Source organism: Mycolicibacterium gadium, from assembly GCF_010728925.1.
GTDB lineage: Bacteria > Actinomycetota > Actinomycetes > Mycobacteriales > Mycobacteriaceae > Mycobacterium > Mycobacterium gadium.
Genome location: NZ_AP022608.1, coordinates 1,973,054 through 1,995,924 on the forward strand (window position 1 = coordinate 1,973,054; position 22,871 = coordinate 1,995,924).

Consider the following 22,871-nt stretch of genomic DNA (forward strand, 5'->3'; position numbering starts at 1 on the left):
TCAGATCCGATAATCGGCGAGCAGTCGCTTGCTGATGATGTTCTTCTGGATTTCGCTGGTTCCCTCACCGATCAGCAGAAACGGCGCGTCGCGCATCAGGCGCTCGATCTCGTACTCCTTGGAGTAGCCATAGCCGCCGTGGATCCGGAAGCTCTGCTGGGTGACCTCCGAGCAGAACTCGCTCGCAAGGTATTTCGCCATTCCCGCCGCGACGTCGTTGCGTGCGCCGGAATCCTTCAGCCTCGCGGCGTTGACCATCATCAGATGCGCCGCCTCGACCTTGGTCGCCATCTCGGCCAACTGGAACGCAATGGCCTGGTGTTCTGCGATCGGCTTGCCGAACGTCTGCCGCTGCTGCGCGTAGTTCACGGCGAGCTCGAACGCTCGGATCCCCACCCCGCACGCCCTGGCAGACACGTTGACACGACCGACCTCGATGCCGTCCATCATTTGGAAGAAGCCCTGACCGGGGGCTTCACCGAGGATGTCGGCGGCCTGCGCCACGTAACCGTCGAAGATCAGTTCCGTGGTGTCGATGCCCTTGTAGCCCAGCTTGTCGATCTTGCCGGGAATCGTCAGTCCCGGAGCGACTTCGCCGAATCCCGTTGGCTTTTCGACGAGGAATGCGGTGAGATTCCGGTGCGGCTTGTCCGCGCCCTCGTCGGTGCGCACCAGCGCGGCAACCAATGTCGAACTGCCGCCGTTGGTCAGCCACATCTTCTGGCCGTCGATGGTGTAGGTGCCGTCGTCGTTGCGCTTGCCCCTGGTGCGGATCGCCGCGACGTCGGATCCGAGTTCGGGCTCGGACATCGAGAACGCGCCGCGGGTCTCACCGGTGGCCATCCGTGGCAGGTAGTCCTGCTTCTGGGCATCGGTGCCGTGCTGGCGGATCATGTACGCGACGATGAAGTGCGTGTTGATCACCCCGGAGACACTCATCCAGCCGCGGGCAAGCTCCTCGACGCACAACGCGTAAGTCAGCAGCGACTCACCGAGCCCGCCGTACTCCTCGGGAATCATCAACCCGAACAGACCCATCTCCCGCATCTGGTCCACGATGGCCTGCGGGTAGGTGTCTGCGTGCTCGAGTTCCTGCGCGGCGGGGATGATCTCCTTGTCGACGAATTGCCGTACGTTGGCGACGATCTCAGTCTGGAACTCGGTCAGGCCCAGCGTCTGGGCAAGCTTGGTCATTTGCCCACCCTTTCGAAGACGGCGGCCAAGCCCTGCCCGCCGCCGATGCACATCGTCTCCAACCCGTACCGGGCACCGCGGCGGTTCAACTCGCGTGCGAGTGTCGCCAGCATTCGTCCGCCGGTCGCACCGACCGGGTGGCCCAGCGAGATACCCGAACCGTGCACGTTCGTCCGGTCGTGATCGGCGGCGTTGAATTCCCACGCCCGCATCACCGCGAGCGCCTGTGCAGCGAACGCCTCGTTGAGTTCGATCAGGTCGATATCGCTCAGCGACAGTCCCGCCTTGGCGAGCGCCGCTTCGGTCGCAGGTACGGGCCCGATGCCCATGATGTTCGGCGCCACTCCCGCCGATCCCCACGACACCAGCCGAACGAGCGGCGTAAGGCCGAGTTCGGCGGCTTTCTCGGGCGTGGTCACGATGCACATCGATGCCGCGTCGTTCTGTCCGCTGGCATTGCCAGCTGTGACGGTCGCATCGGGATCACTTTTCAGCAGAACAGGTTTCAGCTTCGCCAGCGACTCCACAGTGGTGTCGGCGCGGGGGTGTTCGTCGGTGTCGATCAGTTCCTCGCCCTGACGGGTTGAGACGGTGACGGGGATGATCTCCTCGGCGAGAATCCCGTCCTTCTGCGCGGCGACTGCCCGCTGATGCGACGTCACCGCGAGCTCGTCCTGCTCCTGCCTGGAGATCGAGTACTGCTTGCGCAGGTTCTCCGCGGTCTCCAGCATGCCGCCGGGTACCGGGTAGTGCTTGCCGCCGGCGGTGGTGCGTCCGCGTGCCAGCGCGTCGTGCACCTGGACACCCGACCGGGCGCCGCCCCAACGCATGTCGGTCGAATAGAAGCTGACATTGCTCATGCTCTCGGCACCGCCCGCGACCACGAGGTCGTTGTCGCCGTTGGCAACCTGAAGGCACGCCTGGATCACCGCCTGCAAACCCGAGCCGCATCTGCGGTCGACCTGCATGCCCGGCACCGTCACCGGCAGACCGGCATCGAGCGCGACCACGCGGCCGATCGCGGGCGCCTCGCTGCTCGGATAGCAGTGCCCGAGGATGACGTCTTGCACTGCGGCGGGATCGATCCCGGTGCGTTCGAGCAACCCGGTGAGCGCGGTGACACCGAGGTCCACCGCGGTCAGCGATTTGAACATGCCGCCGTATCGGCCGATCGGCGTGCGAACTGGTTCGCAGATTACAGCGTCTCGACTCATACGTGCCTCCCACCTGTGACCTCGAGGACGGTGCCGGTCATGTACGAGGACAGATCGCTGGCGAGAAACAGCGCGACCTTGGCCACTTCCGCCGGTTCACCAGCGCGACCCATCGGTACCTCCGCCAGCTTCTGGTCCCAAATATGTTGGGGCATAGCCTCGGTCATCGCGGATCTGATGAGCCCCGGCTGGATCGCGTTGACCCGCACTCCGAGATGGGCCAGCTCCTTTGCGGCCGCTTTCGTCATACCGACGATGCCCGCCTTGGCCGCCGAGTAGTTGGTCTGGCCGATCAGGCCGACCTTGCCCGAGATCGACGACATGTTGACGATCGCGCCGCGGTTGTTCTCGCGCATGATCGCCGCCGCCGCCTTGGTGCCGTTCCACGTGCCCTTCAGGTGGACGGCGATCACTTGGTCGAACTGGTCCTCGGTCATCTTGCGGAGCGTCGCATCGCGCGTGATCCCGGCGTTGTTGACCATGACGTCCAGGCCACCGAACCGTTCGGTCGCGGCGGCGACGAGCGCATCCACCTCATCGGCCTTCGTCACATCGCAGCGAACGGCGAGCGCATGTTGCTCTCCCCCGAGTTGTTTCGCCGCCGCCTCGGTTGCGCCGAGGTCCAGATCACCGAGCACGACACGCGCACCCTCGGCGATGAACTGCTCCGCGATCGCGTACCCGAGGCCCTGCGCGCCTCCGGTGACGACCGCGGTCCGACCGCTCAGCAACGACACCTGATCACCCCTCTTGGCTGGTGGAACCCCGCAGGGGCCCCTTCAAGCAGACATCATATTTCATATATGATTTCGGCGGCCGCCGGGGACCCCCTGGCCGAGCAGACGCAAAAGTGCCCTTTTGTGCGTATTTCTAGGCAGTTTTCCGTCTTCTCGCGCGACAACCGGAACAGGAGACTGCCGATGACCACGTCCGAAGTCAGCGACGACGACTTTCAGGAGATCCTGGCGCAGACACGCACCTTCGTCCGCACTGCCGTCGTCCCACGCGAGCAGGAGATCCTGGCCGACGACCGCGTGCCCGACGACTTGCGCGAGCACGCGAAGAAGATGGGATTGTTCGGCTATGCGATTCCGCAGGAGTGGGGCGGGCTCGGCCTGAACCTCGCGCAGGACGTCGAGTTGGCGATGGAGCTGGGCTACACGTCGCTGGCGCTGCGGTCGATGTTCGGCACCAACAACGGCATCGCCGGGCAGGTTCTCGTCGGGTTCGGCACCGATGAACAGAAGGCGCGCTGGCTCGAGCCGATGGCCACCGGCGACGTCGTCGCCTCGTTCGCGCTGACCGAACCGGGCGCCGGGTCGAATCCCTCCGGTCTGCGGACGAAGGCGGTCCGCGATGGCTCAGGAGACGACTGGATCATCAACGGCCAGAAGCGTTTCATCACCAACGCACCGACCGCGAACCTGTTCATCGTGTTTGCGCGTACCCGCCCGGCCGACGACGACGGCGCGGGCATCGCGGTGTTCCTCGTGCCCGCCGACGCGCCCGGCGTGGTCGTCGGCACCAAAGACGCAAAAATGGGCCAGGAAGGCGCATGGACATCGGACGTCAGCTTTGACGACGTTCGCGTGTCCGCCTCCGCGCTCATCGGCGGCAGTGAGGACATCGGATACCGGGCCGCCATGATCTCCTTGGCCCGTGGCCGCGTCCACATCGCCGCGCTGGCCGTGGGCACCGCGCAGCGCGCCCTCGACGAGTCCGTCGCCTACGCGGCGACGGCCACCCAGGGCGGCACACCGATCGGCAACTTCCAGCTCGTGCAGGCAATGATCGCCGATCAACAAACCGGCGTGCTCGCCGGCCGAGCCCTGGTGCGGGAGACCGCACGGGCGTGGGTCAGCGGAGAAGATCGTCGGATCGCGCCGTCCGCGGCGAAGCTGTTCTGCACCGAAATGGTCGGCCAGGTAGCCGATCTCGCGGTCCAGATCCACGGCGGAAGCGGTTACATGCGCGAAGTGCCCGTCGAGCGCATCTACCGCGACGTCCGCCTGCTGCGGCTCTACGAGGGCACCAGCGAGATTCAGCGGCTCATCATCGGGGCGAACCTCGTCAAAGCAGCACAAAGGGATAAGGCATGAACCGAAGACTCGCCGGCAGGGTGGCATTCATCACCGGGGCAGCGCGTGGCCAGGGCCGCGCACATGCGGTCCGAATGGCCAGGGAAGGCGCCGACATCATCGCCGTCGACATCGCCGGCCCGCTGCCCGCGAGTGTGCCCTACCCGTCGGCGACACCGGAGGACCTCAAGGAGACGGTGCGGCTGGCCGAGGCCTCCGGGGGCCGCGTCCTATCGGCCGCGGTCGACACTCGCGACCACGACGGGCTGCGCAAGGTCGTCGACGACGGCGTCGCCGAGTTCGGCAGGCTCGATATCATCGTCGCCAACGCCGGAATCACCGCGCCGCACGCCTGGAACGCCATCACTCACCAGGAGTGGCGCGACGTCATCGACATCAACCTCACCGGCACCTGGAACACCGTGATGGCCGGCGCGCAGCACATCGTCGACGGTGGCCGGGGCGGGTCGATCATCCTGATCAGCTCTGCTGCCGGAGTCAAGTTCCAGCCGTTCATGATTCACTACACCGCCAGCAAGCACGCCGTCACCGGGATGGCCCGGGCGTTCGCCGCCGAACTCGGCACGCATTCGATCCGTGTCAACAGTGTGCACCCGGGCCCCGTCGTCACGGAGATGGGTTCCCCGGAGATGGTCGAGGCGATCGCCAAGGCGGCGGAAGTCGTCGGCAACCACGCGCTGTTGAACGTGCTGACGCCGTTCCTGCCGACCTGGATGGCTCAGCCCGAAGACATCGCCGACGCCGTCTGCTGGTTGGCCAGCGACGAGTCGAAGATGGTGACAGCCCAGGCGATATCGGTCGACCAGGGTTCGACGCAGTTCTGACGCGTGGCGCTCTCGGGCCGACGCGAAGCCCAGGGACTACGCCAGGAAGCGGACGATCGATTCCGCCACGGCGGCGGGCTTGTCCGAGCCCTCGATCTCCACGGTCGTCGTCATCGTCGCCTGCGCTCCCCCGTCGAGCTGATCGACCTTCGTGAGCTCTGCGCGGGCCCGGATCTTGGCGCCCACCTTGACCGGCGTGATGAAGCGAACCTTGTTGTAGCCGTAGTTGATTGCCATCGTGATGTTCTCGACCGTGTACAGCTGGTGGGAGAAGTGCGGAATCAGTGACAGTGTCAGCAATCCATGAGCGATCGTTCCGCCGAACGGGCCGTTGGCCGCGCGTTCGGGGTTGACATGGATCCACTGATGATCATCGGTGGCGTCCGCGAATGTGTTGACGCGGTCCTGCGTGACCTCGAGCCACTCCGTCGGACCGAGCTGGCTGCCTTGCGCCGCGATCAGCTCATCGAGCCCACTGAAGGTTTTCACTGTCGCTCCTTTTGAAAATCCACTGTCTGGTTGCCGTATCGGATGATCCGGTGCTCACAGTGCCACAACACCGGCGGCGAGCAGACGAGGCGTTCCACATTCGATTCGACTTCGTCGAGAAACGCGGTGGGCGACGGGAAGAGCCTGTCAGGCCGATTCTTCGGATTCCCAGGCGCCCCCGGAGGGGCGATCCAGGACGGCCAGCGCGGGGGAAAGGACCTGCTTTACCCGATTCCCGCCTTCACGGCGGGCCTGACGCATCGCCGTGGTGGCGATGCCGAGGAGCTCGTCGAGGACGTCGTACGGAGGGTGCCCCGCCAGGGGGCTCAGCGGAGTGCTCACCACGCCGATGCTGGCGGTCAGTCGGCTGGGCGACGTTGCGATCGTCGCCCGCACCCGCTCCACGAAGGGGGACGGATCATCGCTGGTGAGGATGTCGGCGATGAAGAACTCCGCCTCGGCTACGTGAGCGAGCACAGCGACGCGTCGAACCGTTTCGCGCAACTGCTGGCCGATGGCCACTCGCGCCCGGTTGGCCGCCACGACGCCGGCCATGTCCTGTAGGAGCGAGAAGCTGTCGAGGTTCACCACGGCCACCGCTAGGTAGCGGTCATCGCCGCGGGCTCGCGAACTCATGAGCGTTGCGACCTTCTCGGCGAAGGCATCCCGGGTCAGCAGGCTGGTCAGTGGTTCGACGTCGTCGAACATCGCCTCACTGTTGATCGACCGCAGCAGCGTCCGGCATGCGAACACCACGAAGGCATTCACCAGGGCGACAAGAAGTGCGCCGCAGACCGCCAACGCCGGATTGGTCTCAGCTATCCGCACCGCCAGAACCACGATTGTCGCGCCGCCGACCAACCACATGAACATCAGCAATCGCATCGAATGGAACAGCGCGACGAAGCCGCCGACGATTGCGAACGCTGTCGATCCCAAAAGCCCGACGACAGGATCGCCTTGAATCAGGGTGGCGATTGCCGTGTAGAGGGAGCCGACGACGACACATACTTCCGATGTGATACGAGCGGGCCAACGACTCCGCAGCCAGCATGCGGCCATCGCGAAAGCGGCCACCCCGCCGACCACCGCCACCCATCGGTCCCACGTGCCGGACGCGCCGGGGGAACCAAAGGCCAACGCCAACGGGATGATCCCGCAGAAAGTTATGAACGCCGCGATCGCCCGACACGTGGTCGTTTGAGCTCCTCGCGCCGCGAGAAACGCTGTGAGCCAATAGTAATGATCGCGGCTGCGTTCTTTGCGCCCGCCAGCGGTCATCAGCGCTCACCCCTCATGGATGGCACGCGGACCTCGGCATTGACAAATGTTAACGCCTGGCAAATGGTCGCGGGAGTAGTAGCTGGCGAAGTTAACCGGCATGTCACCTTCCTCCTGACCTGGCACAAAGTCATCTCGTTGCTTGATTGCTTGGGCACCGTGAAAGTGCCAGCCCACCGACCGACAGGGGACCCGCTCAGCCGCTTGCCAAAAGGGCGCTCAGATATGAATTGGTTCATTGTTGATCAATCGTCCGCTCCGCAAGATGATGCCCGTCAGAATCGCGCCGACGAGGAACAGCACGCTCGCGATGTGAAAGGCCACGGTGTACCCGTGGATGGCCCCGGTTGCCGCGACAGCGGGGGTGGGCGGTTGGTGGTGGTGGATATAGCGATCCAGCACCGTGGTGAAGATCGTCGAAAGGGCGGCGGTACCGACCGTTCCGCCGATTTGCTGACTGGTGTTGACCATCGCCGAGGCGACGCCTGCGTCCCGGGTGGCGACACCGCTTGTCGCGGTAGCCACCGCCGGTGAGAACGCCATCCCCATGCCGAGACCGAGCAGGATGATCGGGCCGAGGATGTCGCGGGTGTACGTCGCATCGACCGCGAGCCGGCCGAGCCAGGCCATGCCTGCCGCTGCCACGACCATGCCCGTCGGGATTATCGGGCGCGGCCCGACGCGGCGCATCAACACCGTGTTCGCCAATGCGGCGGCGAGCCCAATGCCGGCAGCCATCGGCAGGAAGGCGACACCGGTAGCGAGTGGGCTGTACATCAGGTCGCGCTGCATGAAGTAGGTGAGGAACAGGAACGCCGCGAACATCGCGCAAAACGTGAGCGCAATCGTCAGGTAGGCGCCACCCCGGTTGCGATCCGCGACGATCTGGAGAGGGAGCAGCGGCGCTTGCACCCGCGTTTCGATGACGACGAAGGCCACGATCAGCAGCGCCGACGCGGTGAGCAGGACGACGGTGAGCGATGCGGTCCAGCCGTCCGACTCAGCCGTTGACAACCCGTACACCAGACAGAAGAGCCCGCCGCTCGCGGATACCGCGCCGGGCCAGTCGAGCCCGGCCCGGCGCGGCCGTGGGGCGGCTCGCACGATGAAGAACGCGCCGGCCGCCGCCGGCAACGCCAACGCCAGATTGATGTAGAGGCACCACCGCCAGGAAAGCAACTCCGTCACCGCACCCCCGAGAAGCAGTCCAACGACGGCGCCGCTGGCCGCGATCGCGGAGAAGACGGCGAACGCTCTTGCGCGGTCTTCGGGTTCGGTGAACGTGATGTTGAGGGTGGATAGTGCCGCCGGGGCAAGGATGGCGGCGAAAACTCCCTGGCCCGCGCGCGCCGCGATCAGCATCGCGAACCCGCCGGCGGCGCCGCCGACAGCAGACGCCCCTGCGAATCCGAGCAGTCCGATGATCAGCGTGCGGCGGACGCCCACCCGGTCGGACAACCGGCCCCCGAGCAACAGCAGGCTGCCGAAGGCCAGCGAGTAAGCCGTGATCACCCACTGCCGGCTCGCGACGTCGAATCCGAGTTCGTCTTGAGCCGACGGCAGAGCGATGTTCACGATGGTGATGTCGAGGACGACCATCAGCTGCGCCGCCCCGATGACGCCCAACACCGACCACCGCCGAGTCGGAGCCGACGCGGGCGCCTGATCTGCCGCACGCCGAGGCGGGCGCCACTCGTCGCGACGGCCGGAAACTCGATGACTCATGTTCTCCCTGTCGGCTGACGGCGCAGGTGCCCAGACATCAACGCCCATCGGGCGACTGAACTCTCCTCCCCAGGATCGGCGGTACACCGAAGCCGGGCAGGCCGCAGACTACGGGCAATCAGGGGGTCCACAATGTTGATTCGGAAACTAATCAGGCAGCCGGTGCGAGCACCACCGCCGAGTTGTGTCCGCCCATGCCCAATGACGTCTTCAGCGTCAGCGCACCGGGTTTCATCCGCGTGGGCCCATCCAGCAGTCGCGGGTGACCGGGAGCCACGGTCGGCGGCGCAGGAACGGTTCCGTGCTCATAGCTGAGTGCGGCCGCGGCGAGCTCGACGGCCGCCGCGGCGCCCTGGCAGTGCCCGACCATCTGCTTGATGGAGTAAATGCCCGGTATGCCGTGCAGTACCTCGTCGACGATTCCGGCCTCTGCGGCGTCGCATTGCTGGGTGCCGGGTCCGTGAGCGTTGAGATAGGAGATCTCGTCGGTCGATGTGTTCGCCGCACTCAGCGCGTTGCGGACACACTGATCGATGTACGTACGGGCGGGGTCGACCGACGTCAGGTGGTGAGCGTCGTGGGACATGTCGCCACCGAGCATTTGTGCGTAAGGCCGCTCGACGCCTTTGGACAGGACGAAGGAAACCGCGGCTTCGCCCGCCGGAAAGCCTCGGCTGCCCTCCTGGAACGGGCGGCACGCGTCGAGCGGTTCGACGTCGACGACGCCGACGCCGAGGCGTACGAAATGTTCTACGTTCTCCGGCGTCAGCGACAGGTCAGTGGATACGAACACCACGTCGTCGACGAAGCCGCTGTCCAGCCACATCTTCGCGGTGATCAACCCGGCGTTGCCCGACGAGCACATCGCCGAGACGTTCATCGCGGGCCCATGGAAGTCGTATTCCTTCATCAGCATCGACACCGGGGTGGACGGCATCAAGGTGAGGTAGTCGCGAATTCTGCGATGGGCCGCGTCCTTGAGGTAGAAGTCGCGCCAACCCTCGACCTCGGAGATCACGACGGCGTGCAGCAGCCCAACCCTGCGGCCGGGCACCCAGCCCCGCTCGAATGCGTCGGTCACGGCTTCGCGAGCGGCCCCGCGCATCGCACGGGAAAACCTGGTGAGCCCGTCGAGCGGATTACCCTCGTCGGCGATCTGAGCCACCCACGCATCCTCATCGCCGCTCGAACCGAACCCCCCGACCAATTTTGCGGCAGGCTTGCCGCTGATCAGGCCGGTCCACAGCGGCTCCGCGCCCCAGCCATACCCCGTTACTGCACCGATCCCGGTGATGGTCATCGGTCCTACCATGATTTATCGCCTTTCTGTTTGCCCGTTGCTGAGAAATTCCCCATTCAATTAACGCCTATTCCGCCGGAGTTGACCAGGCAGAATGTCACACATGGGACAGTGGGTGCAGTGACGACGCACACCGTTGAGCTGCGTGAACCACCAGCTAACTTGGGATCGAGGAGCCGTCGATGACGGCCAGTGACGACGACGCGGCCACGAACGACGCCTCGTCTCAACCGCTCGATCCGGTCGAAGAGCGCTTCAGGCGGCTGTTGGAACACAGCCCCGACCCCATGTGTGTCCACGCCGAAGGGCGTGTAGTTTACGTAAATCCCGCCGGTGTCAGGGGGATCGCCGCCAAGAGCGCAGATGACCTCGTGGGGCGGATGATCACGGATTTCGTCCATCCCGATTCCATCGCACCGATGCTCGGCCGCATTGCCTCTCTGCACGGGGAGGGTGACAGCACGCCGGCCGCGGAAGCGGTGATGCTGCGGCTGGACGGCAGCCCGGTGGACGCCGAAATCGTGTCGGTGCTGACGAGCTGGGACGGCAAACCTGCTTACCAAGTGATCTTCCGCGACCTGACGATCGAGAAGGCCGCCGAGGCCACCCTGCGATATCAGGCCGCACTCGTAACTCACGCCACGGACGCAATCATCGCGACGACGTTAGCTGGCACGATCACCACCTGGAATCCAGCGGCCGAAGCCATTTACGGCAGGTCCGCGGCGGACGCACTGGACCTCCCGATCACCGAGGCGGTCGGCGCCGCCGTCGATCCCGCCGCAATCGTCGCAGACGGCGGCGTCGAGCACTCGATTCACTACTCCGCGGACGGCACGGCGCTCATCGTTCGGGTCGCAGCCGCGGCGATGGACGACGGTTACGTCCTCGTCTGCTCTGACCAGACGGCCCTGCGGCGAGCCGAGCGCAGGTTTCAGATCGTCGTGGACTCACTCGTCGAAGGCGTGGTGGTTCTCGACGCGGACGGCCAGCCGGAGTGGATCAACCCCGCCGCGCGCCGCATCCTCGGCTTGCCGTTCAGCGGCAAGCTGCCCCACTACGCAGACCTCTCGGAGGCATTCCCGCTGTATGACGCCGAAGGCCACGAGCTCGAGGATTGGCATCCGTTCTTCGTGAGGTCACTGACCACCGGTCTCGTGCCTCGGCACGTAGTCGTCGGCTTCGACCGGCCGGACGGCGCGCGTCGCTGGCTTTCCGTCAGCTCCCGCCTGCTCGACCCGGCCGAGACCGGCCAGCAGGCGCTGCTCGCGTCGTTCACCGATGTCACCGACCAGCGTGATGCGCAACTTCAGCTCAAACATCAAGCTCATCACGACTCACTCACCGGGCTCCCGAACCGAGCGTATGCCGAGGCGCAGGCGACCCAGGCGCTGCAGGCCGACCCACCCACGCTGGCGGCGGTCATGTTCATCGATCTCGACAACATCAAGACCGTCAACGATGCGTTCGGCCACTACGCGGGCGACGCCGTGATCAAGACCGCGGCGCAGCGGTTACGAGCCACCCTGCGCTCCGAGGACTTGATCGCCCGCCACGGCGGAGACGAGTTCGTCGCACTGCTTTTCGGAAACCCCGACTACTCCGCGCTGGAAGGCCTTGCCGAGCGACTGCATGCCGCCCTCGCCGCACCGTTGGATGTCGCCGGCATCGCGTGCAGCCTCACCGCGAGTATCGGCGTGACCCAGGTGGTTCCTGAGGATTCGCGTGACGCGGCAGAGATCCTGCGCGACGCCGACGCCGCGATGTACAAGGCCAAGGTTTATCGCGCCACCACGCACTTCATGTCGCCCTGAAGGTACGACCGCCTGTATCCCACTTAACTAACTAGGTTTACTCTGTCCGTAGCGTCCTGCAGACAGGGGATCAACCATGGACCTCACGTGGTCGTCGGCCGATGTGGCTTTTCGCGACGAAGTGCGCGAATTTCTGGACGACAAGCTGACACCGGAACTGCGCCGCGCCGGTCGCCTCATGACGAGCGTCTACGCCGATCACGAAGCGAGCATGAAGTGGCAGAGCATTCTCCACGAACGTGGTTGGGCGGCACCCGCGTGGCCCGTCGAGCACGGCGGCTGCGACTGGACCCTGACCCAGCACTACATCTTCAGTAGAGAATCCCAGCTGGCCGGAGCGCCGTCGCTGTCTCCGATGGGCATCCGCATGGTCGCGCACGCGCTGGTCAAGTTCGGCACGCAGAAGCAAAAGGACTTCTTTTTGCCCCGCATCCTGACCGGCGAGGTGTTCTTCTGCCAGGGGTATTCCGAACCCGAAGCCGGCTCCGACCTGGCGGCGCTGTCGATGGCCGCCGTCGACGATGGCGACCACTTGGTGTGCACGGGAAGCAAGATCTGGACGACCCACGCCCGCGAGGCCAACTGGATGTTCGCGTTGGTGCGGACCTCGAAGGCCCAGAAGAAACAGCAGGGCATCACGTTCGTCCTCATCGACATGACAACGCCGGGCATCCAAATCCGCCCTCTCGTCATGACCTCCGGCGAGGAGGTGCAGAACCAGGTCTTCTTCGACGAGGTTCGGGTGCCGAAGGCCAATGTGCTCGGCAAGATCGACGAGGGCTGGACCGTCGCGAAGTACCTGCTGGAGTTCGAGCGCGGTGGCGGCGCGTCATCGCCGGCGCTGCAGGTGATGGCCGACGAGATCGCCTCCGTCGCCGCCGATCAGCCCGGTCCCGCCGGCGGGCGCCTGCTCGACGACCCCGCCTTCGCGCGAAAGCTGGCTGACGCGCGAATCCGTACCGAAGTTCTGGAGATTCTCGAATACCGGGTGCTCGCCGCCGTCGCCGAGGGCAAGAATCCGGGCGTGGCGTCGTCGATGCTGAAGGTGCTCGCCACCGAGTTGAGTCAGGCGCTGACCGAGCTCGCGATGGAAGCGGCCGGCCCACGCGGACGGGTCTACCAACCACACGCGGCCTGTCCCGGCGGCCCGGTGACCGAATACGAGGCCCCCGCCGACGACTACATCAGCGGCGACGAGTGGCAGGCCGTCGCGCCGCTGCGCTATCTCAACGATCGCGCCGGCTCGATCTACGCGGGCAGCAACGAGATTCAGCGCAACATCCTGGCCAAAGCGGCTCTCGGACTTTGATAGGCGGCATCACATGGACTTCAACCTGAGCAAGGAACAGGAACTGCTGCGCGACGGGCTCGGCAAGTTCCTGGCGACCCGATACGACCTCGAGAAGAGCCGCGCCGCGGCGAAGACGGGCCCTGGCTGGCAGCCCGACATCTGGAGTGGCTTCGCCAATGAACTCGGCATCCTCGGCGCCGCACTGCCCGAGGATGTCGGCGGCATCGGCGGCGGCCCGGTCGAGATCATGGTGATCGCCGAGGCGCTCGGGCACGCGCTGGTGGTCGAGCCCTATGTGGACACTGTGGTGGTCGCGGGCGGATTGCTGCAGCGTGCGGGCGGTCCCGTCGCGACGTCGCTGCTCGAGAAGATCGTGGAAGGCAATGCGGTCGTCGCGCTGGCAGCGGCGGAAGCATCGTCGGGCGAGAACTGGCAGGACGTGTCCACGATCGCAGAGCGTGGCGGCGACGGGTGGGTTCTTCGAGGGTCGAAGATCGTCGCGATGAGCGCCCCGTTGGCGACTCACCTGCTCGTGACTGCCCGCACCGATGACGGCATGTCGTTGTTCGTCGTCGAGCTGGACGGGGCGACCGCTGGTATCAAGACGCACCCGTATCGCACCGTCGATGACCGACGCGCCGCCGACATCGTCTTCGACGGGCTGACGCTGCCGGGCGAAGCACTGCTGGGCGAGGAAGGTCAGGCCTGGCCGTCGATCGCCACATCGCGTGACGAAGGGGCGGCGGCGGTCTGCTCCGAAGCGGTCGGCTGCATGCGAAAGGTGTTGTCCGATACCGTCGAATACGCCAAGCAGCGCCATCAGTTCGGACAGCCGATCGGCAGCTTTCAGGCGCTGCAGCATCGGATGGTCGACATGTACATGGAACTCGAGCAGGCCGTCGCTGCCGTCTACCTCACGGTCCTCAAGCTCGATTCCGAACCCGAAATCCGTGCCCGAGCGGTATCGGCGGCCAAGGCCACAGTCGGGCGCGCCGCGCGCTTCATCGGTCAACAGGCGGTGCAGCTCCACGGCGGTATGGGTATGACGGAGGAACTGGCGATCGGCCACTACTTCAAGCGGTTGACCGCGGCCCAGTTCGAGTTCGGTTCAACGGACTATCACGTCGGCCGGTATGCGGAGCTCACCACGTAGTAGCGAATCGGGCGCGCTGGTCAACCCTCGCGGTCGGTTAACGCGCCGAATTCGCAACGTAGGGTGGCTGCGTGAGCTCGCGCGGATGGATCCTGTTCCTCGCGATGAGCATCATCTGGGGTATCCCCTACCTGCTGATCAAGATTGCGGTCGATGGCGTTTCGGTACCGGTGCTGGTGTTCACCCGCGTCGCCGTCGGCGCCGCGGTCCTGCTCCCGCTGGCCATGTCGCGACGGACGGTGACCATCGTGCGCGACCATTGGAAGGCGTTGCTGGGATTCGCTTTCTTCGAAATCATCGCCGCGTGGTGGCTGCTGTCGGACGCCGAACGTCACCTCAGCAGTTCGATGACCGGTCTTCTCATCGCCGCGGCTCCGATCATCGCCGCGGCGCTGGACCGCCTCACCGGCGGCGAGCGACTCGGCGCCAAACGGATCCTCGGCCTCGCCGTCGGCATCGCGGGTGTCGCGGTTCTCGCAGGCCCGCACATCGGGGGCAGCACGTGGCCGATCATCGAGGTGCTGTTGGTGGCGACGTGTTACGCGATCGCACCGCTGATCGCCGCGCGCCATCTGGCCGACGTGCCTGCACTGCCGATGACTGCAGTGTGTCTCGGCTTCGCGGCACTGGTGTATGCGGTGCCGGCCGCGGTCACCTGGCCATCTGAAATGCCCTCCACTCAAGTGCTTTTGGCACTCGCCGGGCTCGCCGTGATTTGCACGGCGTTGGCGTTCATGGTGTTCTTCGCCCTGATCCGCGAGGTCGGGGCGGCTCGGGCGCTGGTATTCACCTACATCAATCCGGCGGTGGCTCTGGCGGCCGGGGTGATCGTGCTGAACGAACAGCTCACGCCGTGGAACGTCGCTGCCCTGGTGCTCATCCTCGTCGGTTGCGTGCTCGCCACCCACCGCCGCGCGGCAGCGCCGGCCGGTGCCGCGACCGAGCCGACACGGGCCGCACCGCGCTAACCTCTGCGCGCCTCGTCGACGTACGCCGTGATCGCATCGGTCAACGCACGTAGTTCGCGGCTGACGTCGACGGGGTCCGGCACCGCCATGGTGGCCACCATGGTGCCCATCAACGTGGTCCACACGAGATTGCCGACCGCATCTGCGCGCTCGGGCTCGAGTCCCTCGGCGACATAACGACCGAGACCGGTGAGCGTCGCGAACAAATTCAGCAGATGACGTTGGTCGACGTCCGCCCGGCTCGCCCTCGTCGCGATCAGAATCTCCAGTGCCGCAATCGATGTCGGACTCAGAAATGCGTCCGCGACAGTGTTGACGAGAAGTTCGGTCCTCGCACGTCCGATGTGTGAGCCCAGTTTGGGTTCGACCTCTCGCAGTTTCGCCAGCAACTCGCTGAACCCACTGTCGACGACGGCCATCAGCAGACCGTCGCGGTCACCGAAGTGGTACTGAATCACACCCCACGTCACACCGGCGCGCTCGGTGATGTGTTTGGCGCTCGCGGCGCCGAACCCCTCCTCGAGGACGCAGTGCACGGTCTCGTCGATGACCATCGCCCGCGTGCGGTCCGCGCGAACCTGCTTGCCGTTGGCGGGACGACGCGGCGTGACGTTGGAGGTCATGGTTCTCCAGATGTTACGGCGGCCGAATCGAAGGCCGGCGAGACAAAGCGCTGCACAATCTGGCGTTCGACCTCGGCGTCGTCCACGGGCCAGTACATCAGCGCCAGCACGATGCGGACGATCCACTGCGCGGCTTGTGGATCGTCCTCGGTGAGGCCGTTGATGTCACGGGCGAACCGCGCGACCACCGGAGAGTCAGTGAACAACCTGATCTCCTGAGCCTTCACCGAGGACATCATCAAGCGTCCCAGTGGATCGGACCGAATCTCTTTCAGGGCCACCGAGATCGCCGTGACGATACGGCCGGAGCCGGTGAGGTGGTCGACGGACTCGCGGACCGTGGTGATGATCCGGTCAGCGACGCGGATGAGTACGGCCTCACGAATCTCGGCCTTGCCGCCCGCGTGGCGGTAGATCGTCGCGCGCGAGCAGTGCACCCGCGACGCGAGCGTGTCGACATCGAACGCGTCCAGTCCACCGCTGGCGATCATCTCGGTGGCGGCGGCGTAGATGCGCTCAGCGGCCGCCGTTCGCCGGTCGTCGCCCACCAGCCAGTCTGTGCGAGTCATGGAACGGATGATCTCACGTTGAGACAAAATCGTGTATCCATCTCACGGAAATTGCTGCTACAAGCCGTGACGTGAGACAGCCTCTGTCAACTGCCGCGACTTGGCGTTTCAACTTCACGCGCCGCCGTTGACGCGGTGCGCATTGCGCCTCAGCCTTGAGAAATGACGGTGCAAGAGGGTCAGCTCGGACTGGCTTTGTTCGACGATGAGAACATCCAGGATCCGTATCCTCTTTACGAGCGAATGCATGCCAGCGGCCAGGTACATGCGATCGGCGACTCGGGGTTCTACGCCGTCTCCGGTTGGGATGCCATCAATGAGGTCATCGCACGGCCGGAAGATTTCTCATCGAATTTGACCGCAACGATGACCTACGAGAACGGCAAGGTCGGACGTTTCGCGTTCAGTGAGCTCGGCAGCGAGTTGCAAGCGCTGGCGACGGCTGATGACCCCGCCCACGCCGCCCACCGCAAGTTGTTGCTGCCACAACTCGCAGCGAGGCGGATCAAGTCGGTCGAGGAGTATGTCGGCGAGATGGAAGCCCGATTGTGGGACGAGCATGTCCACGACGGACGCATCGAGTGGATGTCGGCGATGGCCAACCGGCTGCCGATGATGATCGTCACCCGCCTCATCGGCGTACCTGATGTCGATACCGAGCAGCTGATGCGGTGGGGCTACGCCGGCACGAAAACGGTCGAGGGCCTGGTCAGCCAGGAGGAAGTCACCGAGGCGGGCGTCGCCGTCATGGAACTCGCCGTCTACATCAACGAGCACTTTCAGCAGGCTGCCGACAACCCGCAGGACAATCTGCTCGGTGATCTTGCGACGGCCCGCGCCGCAGGGGATTTGACCGACGCGACTGCACTCAACATCATGGCGACATTGTTCAGTGCCGGCGGTGAGTCCACCGCGTCGCTGATCGGATCCGCTGCACACGTGCTGGCTTCACAACCCGCCGTCCAGCGGGAGGTCCGTGATGATCCGGATCTGCTGGGGGCCTTTCTAGAAGAAGTGCTGCGGTTCGAGCCGCCCTTCCGGGGGCACTACCGCCACGTCATCAACGACACTGTGCTTTTCGGCGTCGACCTGCCCGCCGAGTCACGTCTGGTGTTGCTGTGGGGGGCGGCAAACCGGGACCCGTCACATTTCCCCTCTGCCAACGATTTCCGCCTTGACCGACCGGGCGGTAAGGGGCACATCACTTTCGGCAAGGGAGCCCACTTCTGTGTCGGCGCAGCGCTCGCGAGGCTGGAAGCGAGAATCGTCATCGGCCGACTCCTCGAGCGCACCTCGTGGATCGAGCCAGTCGACACCGGCAGGTGGCTGCCCAGCCTTCTCGTGCGTCGTCTGGAAAGGCTGAAACTCAGCGTGGCCTGAGACGGTCACAACTTGAAGCGGCCCGCGAACCCACGCAACGGTATATCGGCGCTCGTCACCAGCCCGGGCGGCGCATCGACCACGGACGTGATCGCACTCAAGGCGGGCATTCCGGTCACCGTCATACCGATCGACGCGAAGTTCGCCGGGTCGGACAGGTCGACTCCGGGCTTCGGGAAGATCATGTGCTTGTTGTACACACACGGATCGCCCTTGATCTGTGTGATGTAGCAGCCCTTGATATCCCAGCTCGGATCCGTATGCGGAGTCATCTGCCACTCCAGATGCGTCTCAACTCTGGGCACGCCGTCAACCATGCCCTGATACTTGATGTAGTTGCCGCCGAGCGAACCCTTCGGCAGCACGTACCAGCCCAGATCGACGTCCTTGGTGCACGCCCCGAGTTCGAAGCTGAACTTGACCTCATCGAGTGTCAGACCAAAGCAATCGGCCATCATCAGCACACTGTCCGCGAATACGCGGGTGTACTTCTCCAACTTGCCCGGAATGCTCGGATCGTCGACGGGCAGGCCGTAGCCGACCTCGATCCAGGTGTCCTTCGAGTGGTGACACGACACGTCGACCGACTCGATCGTGGTGACGTTCTCGATCTCGGCGACGTCGGCCGAGCACACGACTCCCAGGATCTGGTTCAGGCCTGGATTCATCCCGGTGCCGTAGAAGGTGGAACCGCCCTTCTCACATGCCTCCCGAAGCAGTTGCGAGACAGGCTTACCCGACGGATGCGGATGGTTGGTGTCGCGGTGCCAGCCGGTGATCCAGTCCGCGGTGGTGACGATGTTGATGCCGGCCTCGAGGATCTTGACGTAGAGGTCCTCGTCCGGGAAGACGCCGTGGAAGGTCAGGACATCGGGCTTGGCGGCGATGATCTCCTCGATCGACCCGGTCGCGACCACCCCGTTGGGCGCCAGCCCGGCGAGCTCGCCGGCGTCCTTCCCCACCTTTTCCGGTGAGTAGCAGTGCACACCGATCAGTTCGAGGTCGGGCCGGTCGGCGATCCGCTTGATCATCTCGCTGCCGACGTTGCCCGTCGCGACCTGGAACACGCGGATCGGCTTACGATTTGCACTCAACTCTTCTGCCCTCTCTTGGAAGCGGATTGCAGGTCGGCGGCGCTACCGCCGAGGCCGTCGGGATAAAACTTCAAGGCCCACTGCCGGATTGCGGTGAACCCATCCTGCTCGGCATTCGCCAACGCGGGCGGATCCGAGTATCGCTGGTGCTGCCAGATGTGGATGTCCTGAGTGAACTGCCGGATGACTTCGTCACCGAACTGGCGGGCCTTCATCTCGGCCCGCTCGTCGTCACGGCCCGGCGTGCGCCCGATGTAGACCATGAACCGAACGTCGGACGTGCGATCGTCGACCGGGGTGACTGCGGAGATAGTCCGATTATCAATCATCCCATAGCTTTTCGTCACAGCGATCCCGAGACCACCGTTGATCGCTTCGACCCTGCTGTCGACGTCTTCGATGCTCTGCTGATCGTCGCCTTCGAAGGTGATCGTGAAATCGACGTATGACACGTCGTTGTCGAAGTCGTGGCGGGTGAAGACCGGCACGATCGGCGTCTGGTGCACGAACTTGAAGTGGGCGAAGTCGACGCCGTTCTCCAGGACGTACTGGGGGTGCAGCTCCAACGTTTCGCGGTAGAGCCGCTGCTGCGGGTAGTAGTCGGCCGCGCTGCTGCCGTCGCCGAAACTCGCGAAGATGTCCGGTGCGTCGAAATACGGTTCGCGGCGCTCGATGTCGTGCCAGATGTAGACGGACTCGTTGCGTTCGACAGTCGGGTAGGTGCGGATACGCCTGCCCCGGTTGGGCCGATCCTGATACGGAATGCACACGTTGCGACCCTCGTGGTTCCACTGCCAGCCGTGGAACGGGCATTGGATGACCTCGCCCTCGACATGACCACCGTGACCGAGGTGCGCGCCGAGGTGCTCGCAGTATGCGTCCATCACGGTGAGCTGGCCGGACTCGGCTCGCCACGCGACCATCTCGGTGCCGAAGTACGTCATCCGGTGCACGTCGCCGATCTTGATCTCGTCAGACCACGCAACTTGGAACCAGCCGGTCGGCTTCATCGACAGGGGTGGCTTGGCCATGCGAAAAATCATAAAGCACTCAATGTAAAAAGGCGACAGCCGGCTGCTTGCCCGCTCAGCGCGGTTAAATGGTCTGTGCCCAATAGAGTGCAAACCCTTCTCGGCGTCGACTATCCCGTCGTTCAAGCCCCCATGACGTACATCGCGCGCGCGGAATTGGCCGCAGCGGTCTCAGAGGCCGGCGGGCTGGGGATGATCGAGACCTTGACCCCAGAGGGCCGTGCGGACCTCATGAGGGTGCGCACGCTGACGGACCTGCCCGTCGCGGCCAACCTGATGATCCAGGGCTGGAAGGGTGACCCCTCGATCGTCGAAATGCTCGCCGCGGCGGGTGTGCGGCACGTGTTCACCTCCGCGGGTGATCCCGCGTTGTTCACGGCAAGACTGCACGACGCCGGCATGACGGTGGTACACGTCGTCGGCTCGTTGCGTGCGGCAGGCAAGGCGGTCGACGCCGGAGTCGACGCCTTGGTCGTCGAGGGTGTCGAGGGCGGCGGCTTCAAATCCGCGCTGGGAGCCTCGACGATGGTGCTGCTCCCCCTGGTCGCGGCCCACGTCGATTTGCCGATCATCGCCGCGGGCGGGATGTGCGACTCGCAGTCCGCCGCGGCGTCCTTGGTTCTGGGCGCGGAGGGCGTTCAAATGGGCACGCGGATGCTGGCGAGCCGCGAGTCGTTGGTGCACATGAACTTCAAGGATGCGATCGTCGCCGGCAATGACGCGGGCACCGTTTTGCTCGACATTCCGGGCAACCCGACGATGCGTGTCCTCCGCACGGGCCTGGCCGCACGCGTCGCGGAGCATGATCCGAACGCCAAGCTGCTCGGCAAGGTGACCGAGCTCTACTTCGGCGGTGATATGGAAGCCAGTGTCGCCAACACCGGTCAGGTGTCTTCGCGCATCGCCGATCTTCTTCCGGTGGCCGACATAGTCCGCCAGACGTGGGTCGAGATCGAAAAGGTGTTGGATGCGGCGCGATCCCGCGTCGGCTAAGCGACGCTCTCGAGGAGGCGCGGTCCCGTCGCCGACTTCCCTTTGACTGCCGGCGTCTTGGCGAACTTCGGGGTCCGGGTGTGCAGCGCGATCAGCGAACCCGACCGAACGACGCCCATTGGACCAGGGCCTGCGAACCGTGCAATTCCCGACGCCCGCAATGCCAGACCGGCCTTCGCCTGCCGATAGCCAACCCGGACACCGGCGGCGCACACGATCAGCAGACCACCGAGACCCGGCACGGCGATGGCGGCGAGCGCCGTCAACGACGCGGGCACCAGAACCGACCTGACCACGTGATCGAGGAACGATGTGGTCGCCGGGCTGACGCCCGAGGGGACCGGGGCCAGACCGGACAGCGACAATTGGTTCTTGAGGCTGGTCGCGGGAGCGCTCCCGGCGGCGGCCGCATAGATGGCTGTACCGAACAGCGGTGCGCCCGCCGTCGCGATCGGGGGTTGCGCCTGCGACACCCCGGGCCCGAGCATGAGGTCAACTGGTGTCCGCACTGTGCTCACGACGGTTCTGCTCGCACCGATCGGCGGCGGCTGGACACTTGCAGGGTTGGCCGCAAGCAAGGTGATCAGGTTTCCGGGCACCCGAGAGACCTCGACGACCGCTCCGATCACGCCGCCGACCATCAACGATAGAGCCTCGATAACGTCGGTGACCGGCGTCGCGGACGTCGGCAGTTGTGCGAGCGTGAAAGCGCCCTGCCCCAGTCCCCGCGCAAGGGTGACGATCGCGTTCGACACGGGCACGATGACGGCGTTGGAAAGCGGATCCGGCCCTCGGCCCGTCAGACCGGTCGCGAAGGTCTTTTCCGCCGGCGCAGCAAGCGGTGCGGGGGCGTAGTCATCGCTTTCGGCCAACTTCGCCGAACCGGCACCGGAGTTCGATCCCGACGGTGGCTGGAACTCGACAGCGGAAGGCGTAACCGCTTGTGTCGGAGACGTTTCCAAGATTGCGCCGGGCATGATGCCGACCTTGTCGAGCTCCGTCACAGCGATGGTGACGAGGTCCGGATCTTCTTCAGTCTTGGTGGATGTGTTCGTCTGCGCTTGGATCGTCGAGGTTGGTCCGTTCCCGATGGTCACGCTCGTGGTCGTCTTTTCCGTGCCGACGGTTGTGACCTTGTCCTCGACCGCATCAGTGTCGGTGGGCTGACTGCCGACAGTGCTGGTTGGACCGGTGGAGGTGTCTGTGGTCGTGGCGTCACCTGTGGTGGTGTCATCGAGGCTGCCGGCGGTAGCACTATCCGCGTCAGTCTGATCGGCGAAGGCGATGGCCCCTCCGCTACTGCAGACGAGGAGACCGATCGAAAGCGCGCAGGCACCCGCCGCATTGCGCAGATGAGTGGTGACGATGATGACCTCCATTCAGCAAAACCACATGCTGATTCCGCAGGACATTGTCGCACAGAAATGCCTATGCGAACTAGAAGTCTGACGCCGCGAAAGTGACCCCATCTCGGCGCATCGCGCCTGCGTACGGGCGCTGTAGCGACGCCCAGCGCCGCGGTCGTCGAGCGTCGCGGCGCCGTCCGAAAAGACGACCCGTCCGACCCAACCCCCCAACCAGCGGTTTTTCGGTTCGACCAGGCAATCGACGGCCGTCAAGATCACAGGTCGGTTCTTCGCCAGACGACGCACGGAAACGCTCGAATGTCGACGGCCCTTCCGTCGAAACTTCGCAAATCGGCTACCTGCGGTATCGGGCGGCAGCCGTGCATACCCAGAGGTGCCGCCCGCCATTCAAGATCGATCGCGATTGCGACTGCGTCGGCGCCATTCACGGCCCACGAATCGCGCCCGGCGAGCAAACTCCTG

Annotated in this window: 20 protein-coding genes; 8 read left to right on the forward strand and 12 right to left on the reverse strand. The window is 65.0% G+C overall.

The window, feature by feature from the left end; translation table 11 throughout:
- The 3 genes from G6N36_RS09870 to fabG are packed head-to-tail and all read right to left on the reverse strand — an operon-like array spanning position 1 to position 3,145.
- Positions 1-1,194 (reverse strand): acyl-CoA dehydrogenase family protein, encoded by a 1,194-nt coding sequence (locus G6N36_RS09870; protein WP_163686353.1) that lies wholly within the window; start codon positions 1,192-1,194, stop codon positions 1-3.
- Positions 1,191-2,408 (reverse strand): acetyl-CoA C-acetyltransferase, encoded by a 1,218-nt coding sequence (locus G6N36_RS09875; RefSeq protein ID WP_163686354.1) that lies wholly within the window; start codon positions 2,406-2,408, stop codon positions 1,191-1,193. Before G6N36_RS09875 ends, G6N36_RS09870 begins: the two co-directional genes overlap by 4 nt.
- On the reverse strand, positions 2,405-3,145 hold the full coding sequence (gene fabG / locus G6N36_RS09880; protein ID WP_163686355.1) for a 3-oxoacyl-ACP reductase FabG: 741 nt from the start codon (positions 3,143-3,145) through the stop codon (positions 2,405-2,407). The genes G6N36_RS09875 and fabG overlap by 4 nt, the downstream gene beginning before the upstream one ends.
- Positions 3,146-3,328: 183 nt before the next feature.
- Between fabG and G6N36_RS09885 the strand changes: the two genes are divergently transcribed.
- The gene (locus tag G6N36_RS09885) at positions 3,329-4,507 is read left to right on the forward strand and encodes an acyl-CoA dehydrogenase family protein (RefSeq protein WP_163686356.1); all 1,179 of its coding nucleotides are present in this window, start codon (positions 3,329-3,331) and stop codon (positions 4,505-4,507) included.
- Complete coding sequence (locus tag G6N36_RS09890) at positions 4,504-5,331, forward strand: mycofactocin-coupled SDR family oxidoreductase (RefSeq protein ID WP_163686357.1); 828 nt, start codon at positions 4,504-4,506, stop codon at positions 5,329-5,331. Before G6N36_RS09885 ends, G6N36_RS09890 begins: the two co-directional genes overlap by 4 nt.
- Positions 5,332-5,367: 36 nt before the next feature.
- Here the strand turns inward: G6N36_RS09890 and G6N36_RS09895 are convergent, their stop codons facing one another.
- The 4 genes from G6N36_RS09895 to G6N36_RS09910 form a co-directional block, all read right to left on the reverse strand.
- Positions 5,368-5,820: a MaoC family dehydratase gene (locus tag G6N36_RS09895; protein ID WP_163686358.1), complete on the reverse strand. Its 453-nt coding sequence runs from the start codon at positions 5,818-5,820 to the stop codon at positions 5,368-5,370.
- Between the two features lie 147 nt (positions 5,821-5,967).
- Positions 5,968-7,101 carry a GGDEF domain-containing protein gene (locus G6N36_RS09900; RefSeq protein WP_163686359.1) on the reverse strand — a complete coding sequence of 378 codons (1,134 nt, stop codon included), beginning with the start codon at positions 7,099-7,101 and terminating at the stop codon, positions 5,968-5,970.
- A gap of 219 nt (positions 7,102-7,320) precedes the next feature.
- The gene (locus G6N36_RS09905; protein ID WP_235689999.1) at positions 7,321-8,874 is read right to left on the reverse strand and encodes an MFS transporter; all 1,554 of its coding nucleotides are present in this window, start codon (positions 8,872-8,874) and stop codon (positions 7,321-7,323) included.
- A gap of 103 nt (positions 8,875-8,977) precedes the next feature.
- Entirely contained in the window at positions 8,978-10,138 is a 1,161-nt protein-coding gene (locus G6N36_RS09910) for a beta-ketoacyl synthase N-terminal-like domain-containing protein (protein WP_163686361.1), read from the reverse strand.
- Positions 10,139-10,308: 170 nt separating this feature from the next.
- Here G6N36_RS09910 and G6N36_RS09915 point away from each other — a divergent pair, with 170 nt between their 5' ends.
- The 4 genes from G6N36_RS09915 to G6N36_RS09930 all read left to right on the forward strand — a co-directional run bounded on the left by G6N36_RS09915 (position 10,309) and on the right by G6N36_RS09930 (position 15,352).
- Positions 10,309-11,940, forward strand: a complete 1,632-nt coding sequence (locus tag G6N36_RS09915; protein ID WP_163686362.1) for a sensor domain-containing protein — start codon at positions 10,309-10,311, stop codon at positions 11,938-11,940.
- A 76-nt stretch (positions 11,941-12,016) separates the two neighbouring features.
- The gene (locus G6N36_RS09920) at positions 12,017-13,249 is read left to right on the forward strand and encodes an acyl-CoA dehydrogenase family protein (protein ID WP_163686363.1); all 1,233 of its coding nucleotides are present in this window, start codon (positions 12,017-12,019) and stop codon (positions 13,247-13,249) included.
- Positions 13,250-13,262: 13 nt separating this feature from the next.
- On the forward strand, positions 13,263-14,384 hold the full coding sequence (locus G6N36_RS09925; protein WP_163686364.1) for an acyl-CoA dehydrogenase family protein: 1,122 nt from the start codon (positions 13,263-13,265) through the stop codon (positions 14,382-14,384).
- A gap of 71 nt (positions 14,385-14,455) precedes the next feature.
- Positions 14,456-15,352 (forward strand): DMT family transporter, encoded by an 897-nt coding sequence (locus tag G6N36_RS09930; RefSeq protein ID WP_163686365.1) that lies wholly within the window; start codon positions 14,456-14,458, stop codon positions 15,350-15,352.
- On the opposite strand, the gene G6N36_RS09935 is transcribed toward G6N36_RS09930, so the two are convergent.
- On the reverse strand, positions 15,349-15,975 hold the full coding sequence (locus G6N36_RS09935) for a TetR/AcrR family transcriptional regulator (protein WP_163686366.1): 627 nt from the start codon (positions 15,973-15,975) through the stop codon (positions 15,349-15,351). The genes G6N36_RS09930 and G6N36_RS09935 overlap by 4 nt on opposite strands.
- A complete protein-coding gene (locus G6N36_RS09940; RefSeq protein WP_163686367.1) occupies positions 15,972-16,544 on the reverse strand; it encodes a TetR/AcrR family transcriptional regulator in 573 nt (190 codons plus the stop codon). Before G6N36_RS09940 ends, G6N36_RS09935 begins: the two co-directional genes overlap by 4 nt.
- A 162-nt stretch (positions 16,545-16,706) precedes the next feature.
- Between G6N36_RS09940 and G6N36_RS09945 the strand changes: the two genes are divergently transcribed.
- A complete protein-coding gene (locus G6N36_RS09945) occupies positions 16,707-17,924 on the forward strand; it encodes a cytochrome P450 (RefSeq protein ID WP_163686368.1) in 1,218 nt (405 codons plus the stop codon).
- A 5-nt stretch (positions 17,925-17,929) separates the two neighbouring features.
- Here G6N36_RS09945 and G6N36_RS09950 read toward each other — a convergent pair whose 3' ends face one another.
- Both G6N36_RS09950 and G6N36_RS09955 read right to left on the reverse strand, forming a co-directional pair.
- The gene (locus tag G6N36_RS09950) at positions 17,930-19,018 is read right to left on the reverse strand and encodes an NAD(P)H-dependent amine dehydrogenase family protein (protein WP_163686369.1); all 1,089 of its coding nucleotides are present in this window, start codon (positions 19,016-19,018) and stop codon (positions 17,930-17,932) included.
- Complete coding sequence (locus G6N36_RS09955; protein ID WP_163686370.1) at positions 19,015-20,049, reverse strand: Rieske 2Fe-2S domain-containing protein; 1,035 nt, start codon at positions 20,047-20,049, stop codon at positions 19,015-19,017. The genes G6N36_RS09950 and G6N36_RS09955 overlap by 4 nt, the downstream gene beginning before the upstream one ends.
- A gap of 75 nt (positions 20,050-20,124) precedes the next feature.
- Here G6N36_RS09955 and G6N36_RS09960 point away from each other — a divergent pair, with 75 nt between their 5' ends.
- Positions 20,125-21,042 carry an NAD(P)H-dependent flavin oxidoreductase gene (locus G6N36_RS09960; RefSeq protein ID WP_163686371.1) on the forward strand — a complete coding sequence of 306 codons (918 nt, stop codon included), beginning with the start codon at positions 20,125-20,127 and terminating at the stop codon, positions 21,040-21,042.
- On the opposite strand, the gene G6N36_RS09965 is transcribed toward G6N36_RS09960, so the two are convergent.
- Positions 21,039-22,421 (reverse strand): hypothetical protein, encoded by a 1,383-nt coding sequence (locus G6N36_RS09965; RefSeq protein ID WP_163686372.1) that lies wholly within the window; start codon positions 22,419-22,421, stop codon positions 21,039-21,041. The genes G6N36_RS09960 and G6N36_RS09965 overlap by 4 nt on opposite strands.
- Positions 22,422-22,871: the final 450 nt, after the last annotated feature.

What these genes read in the sequence shown, in the direction of transcription:
- G6N36_RS09885 (WP_163686356.1), top strand. Translation starts at nt 3,329, where the DNA reads ATGACCACGTCCGAAGTCAGCGACGACGACTTTCAGGAGATCCTGGCG.
- G6N36_RS09925 (WP_163686364.1), top strand. Translation starts at nt 13,263, where the DNA reads ATGGACTTCAACCTGAGCAAGGAACAGGAACTGCTGCGCGACGGGCTC.
- G6N36_RS09955 (WP_163686370.1), bottom strand. Translation starts at nt 20,049, where the DNA reads ATGGCCAAGCCACCCCTGTCGATGAAGCCGACCGGCTGGTTCCAAGTT.
- G6N36_RS09870 (WP_163686353.1), bottom strand. Translation starts at nt 1,194, where the DNA reads ATGACCAAGCTTGCCCAGACGCTGGGCCTGACCGAGTTCCAGACTGAG.
- G6N36_RS09940 (WP_163686367.1), bottom strand. Translation starts at nt 16,544, where the DNA reads ATGACTCGCACAGACTGGCTGGTGGGCGACGACCGGCGAACGGCGGCC.
- G6N36_RS09935 (WP_163686366.1), bottom strand. Translation starts at nt 15,975, where the DNA reads ATGACCTCCAACGTCACGCCGCGTCGTCCCGCCAACGGCAAGCAGGTT.
- G6N36_RS09875 (WP_163686354.1), bottom strand. Translation starts at nt 2,408, where the DNA reads ATGAGTCGAGACGCTGTAATCTGCGAACCAGTTCGCACGCCGATCGGC.
- G6N36_RS09910 (WP_163686361.1), bottom strand. Translation starts at nt 10,138, where the DNA reads ATGGTAGGACCGATGACCATCACCGGGATCGGTGCAGTAACGGGGTAT.
- G6N36_RS09905 (WP_235689999.1), bottom strand. Translation starts at nt 8,874, where the DNA reads ATGGGCGTTGATGTCTGGGCACCTGCGCCGTCAGCCGACAGGGAGAAC.
- G6N36_RS09915 (WP_163686362.1), top strand. Translation starts at nt 10,309, where the DNA reads ATGACGGCCAGTGACGACGACGCGGCCACGAACGACGCCTCGTCTCAA.
- G6N36_RS09965 (WP_163686372.1), bottom strand. Translation starts at nt 22,421, where the DNA reads ATGGAGGTCATCATCGTCACCACTCATCTGCGCAATGCGGCGGGTGCC.
- G6N36_RS09945 (WP_163686368.1), top strand. Translation starts at nt 16,707, where the DNA reads ATGACGGTGCAAGAGGGTCAGCTCGGACTGGCTTTGTTCGACGATGAG.
- G6N36_RS09890 (WP_163686357.1), top strand. Translation starts at nt 4,504, where the DNA reads ATGAACCGAAGACTCGCCGGCAGGGTGGCATTCATCACCGGGGCAGCG.
- G6N36_RS09900 (WP_163686359.1), bottom strand. Translation starts at nt 7,101, where the DNA reads ATGACCGCTGGCGGGCGCAAAGAACGCAGCCGCGATCATTACTATTGG.
- G6N36_RS09920 (WP_163686363.1), top strand. Translation starts at nt 12,017, where the DNA reads ATGGACCTCACGTGGTCGTCGGCCGATGTGGCTTTTCGCGACGAAGTG.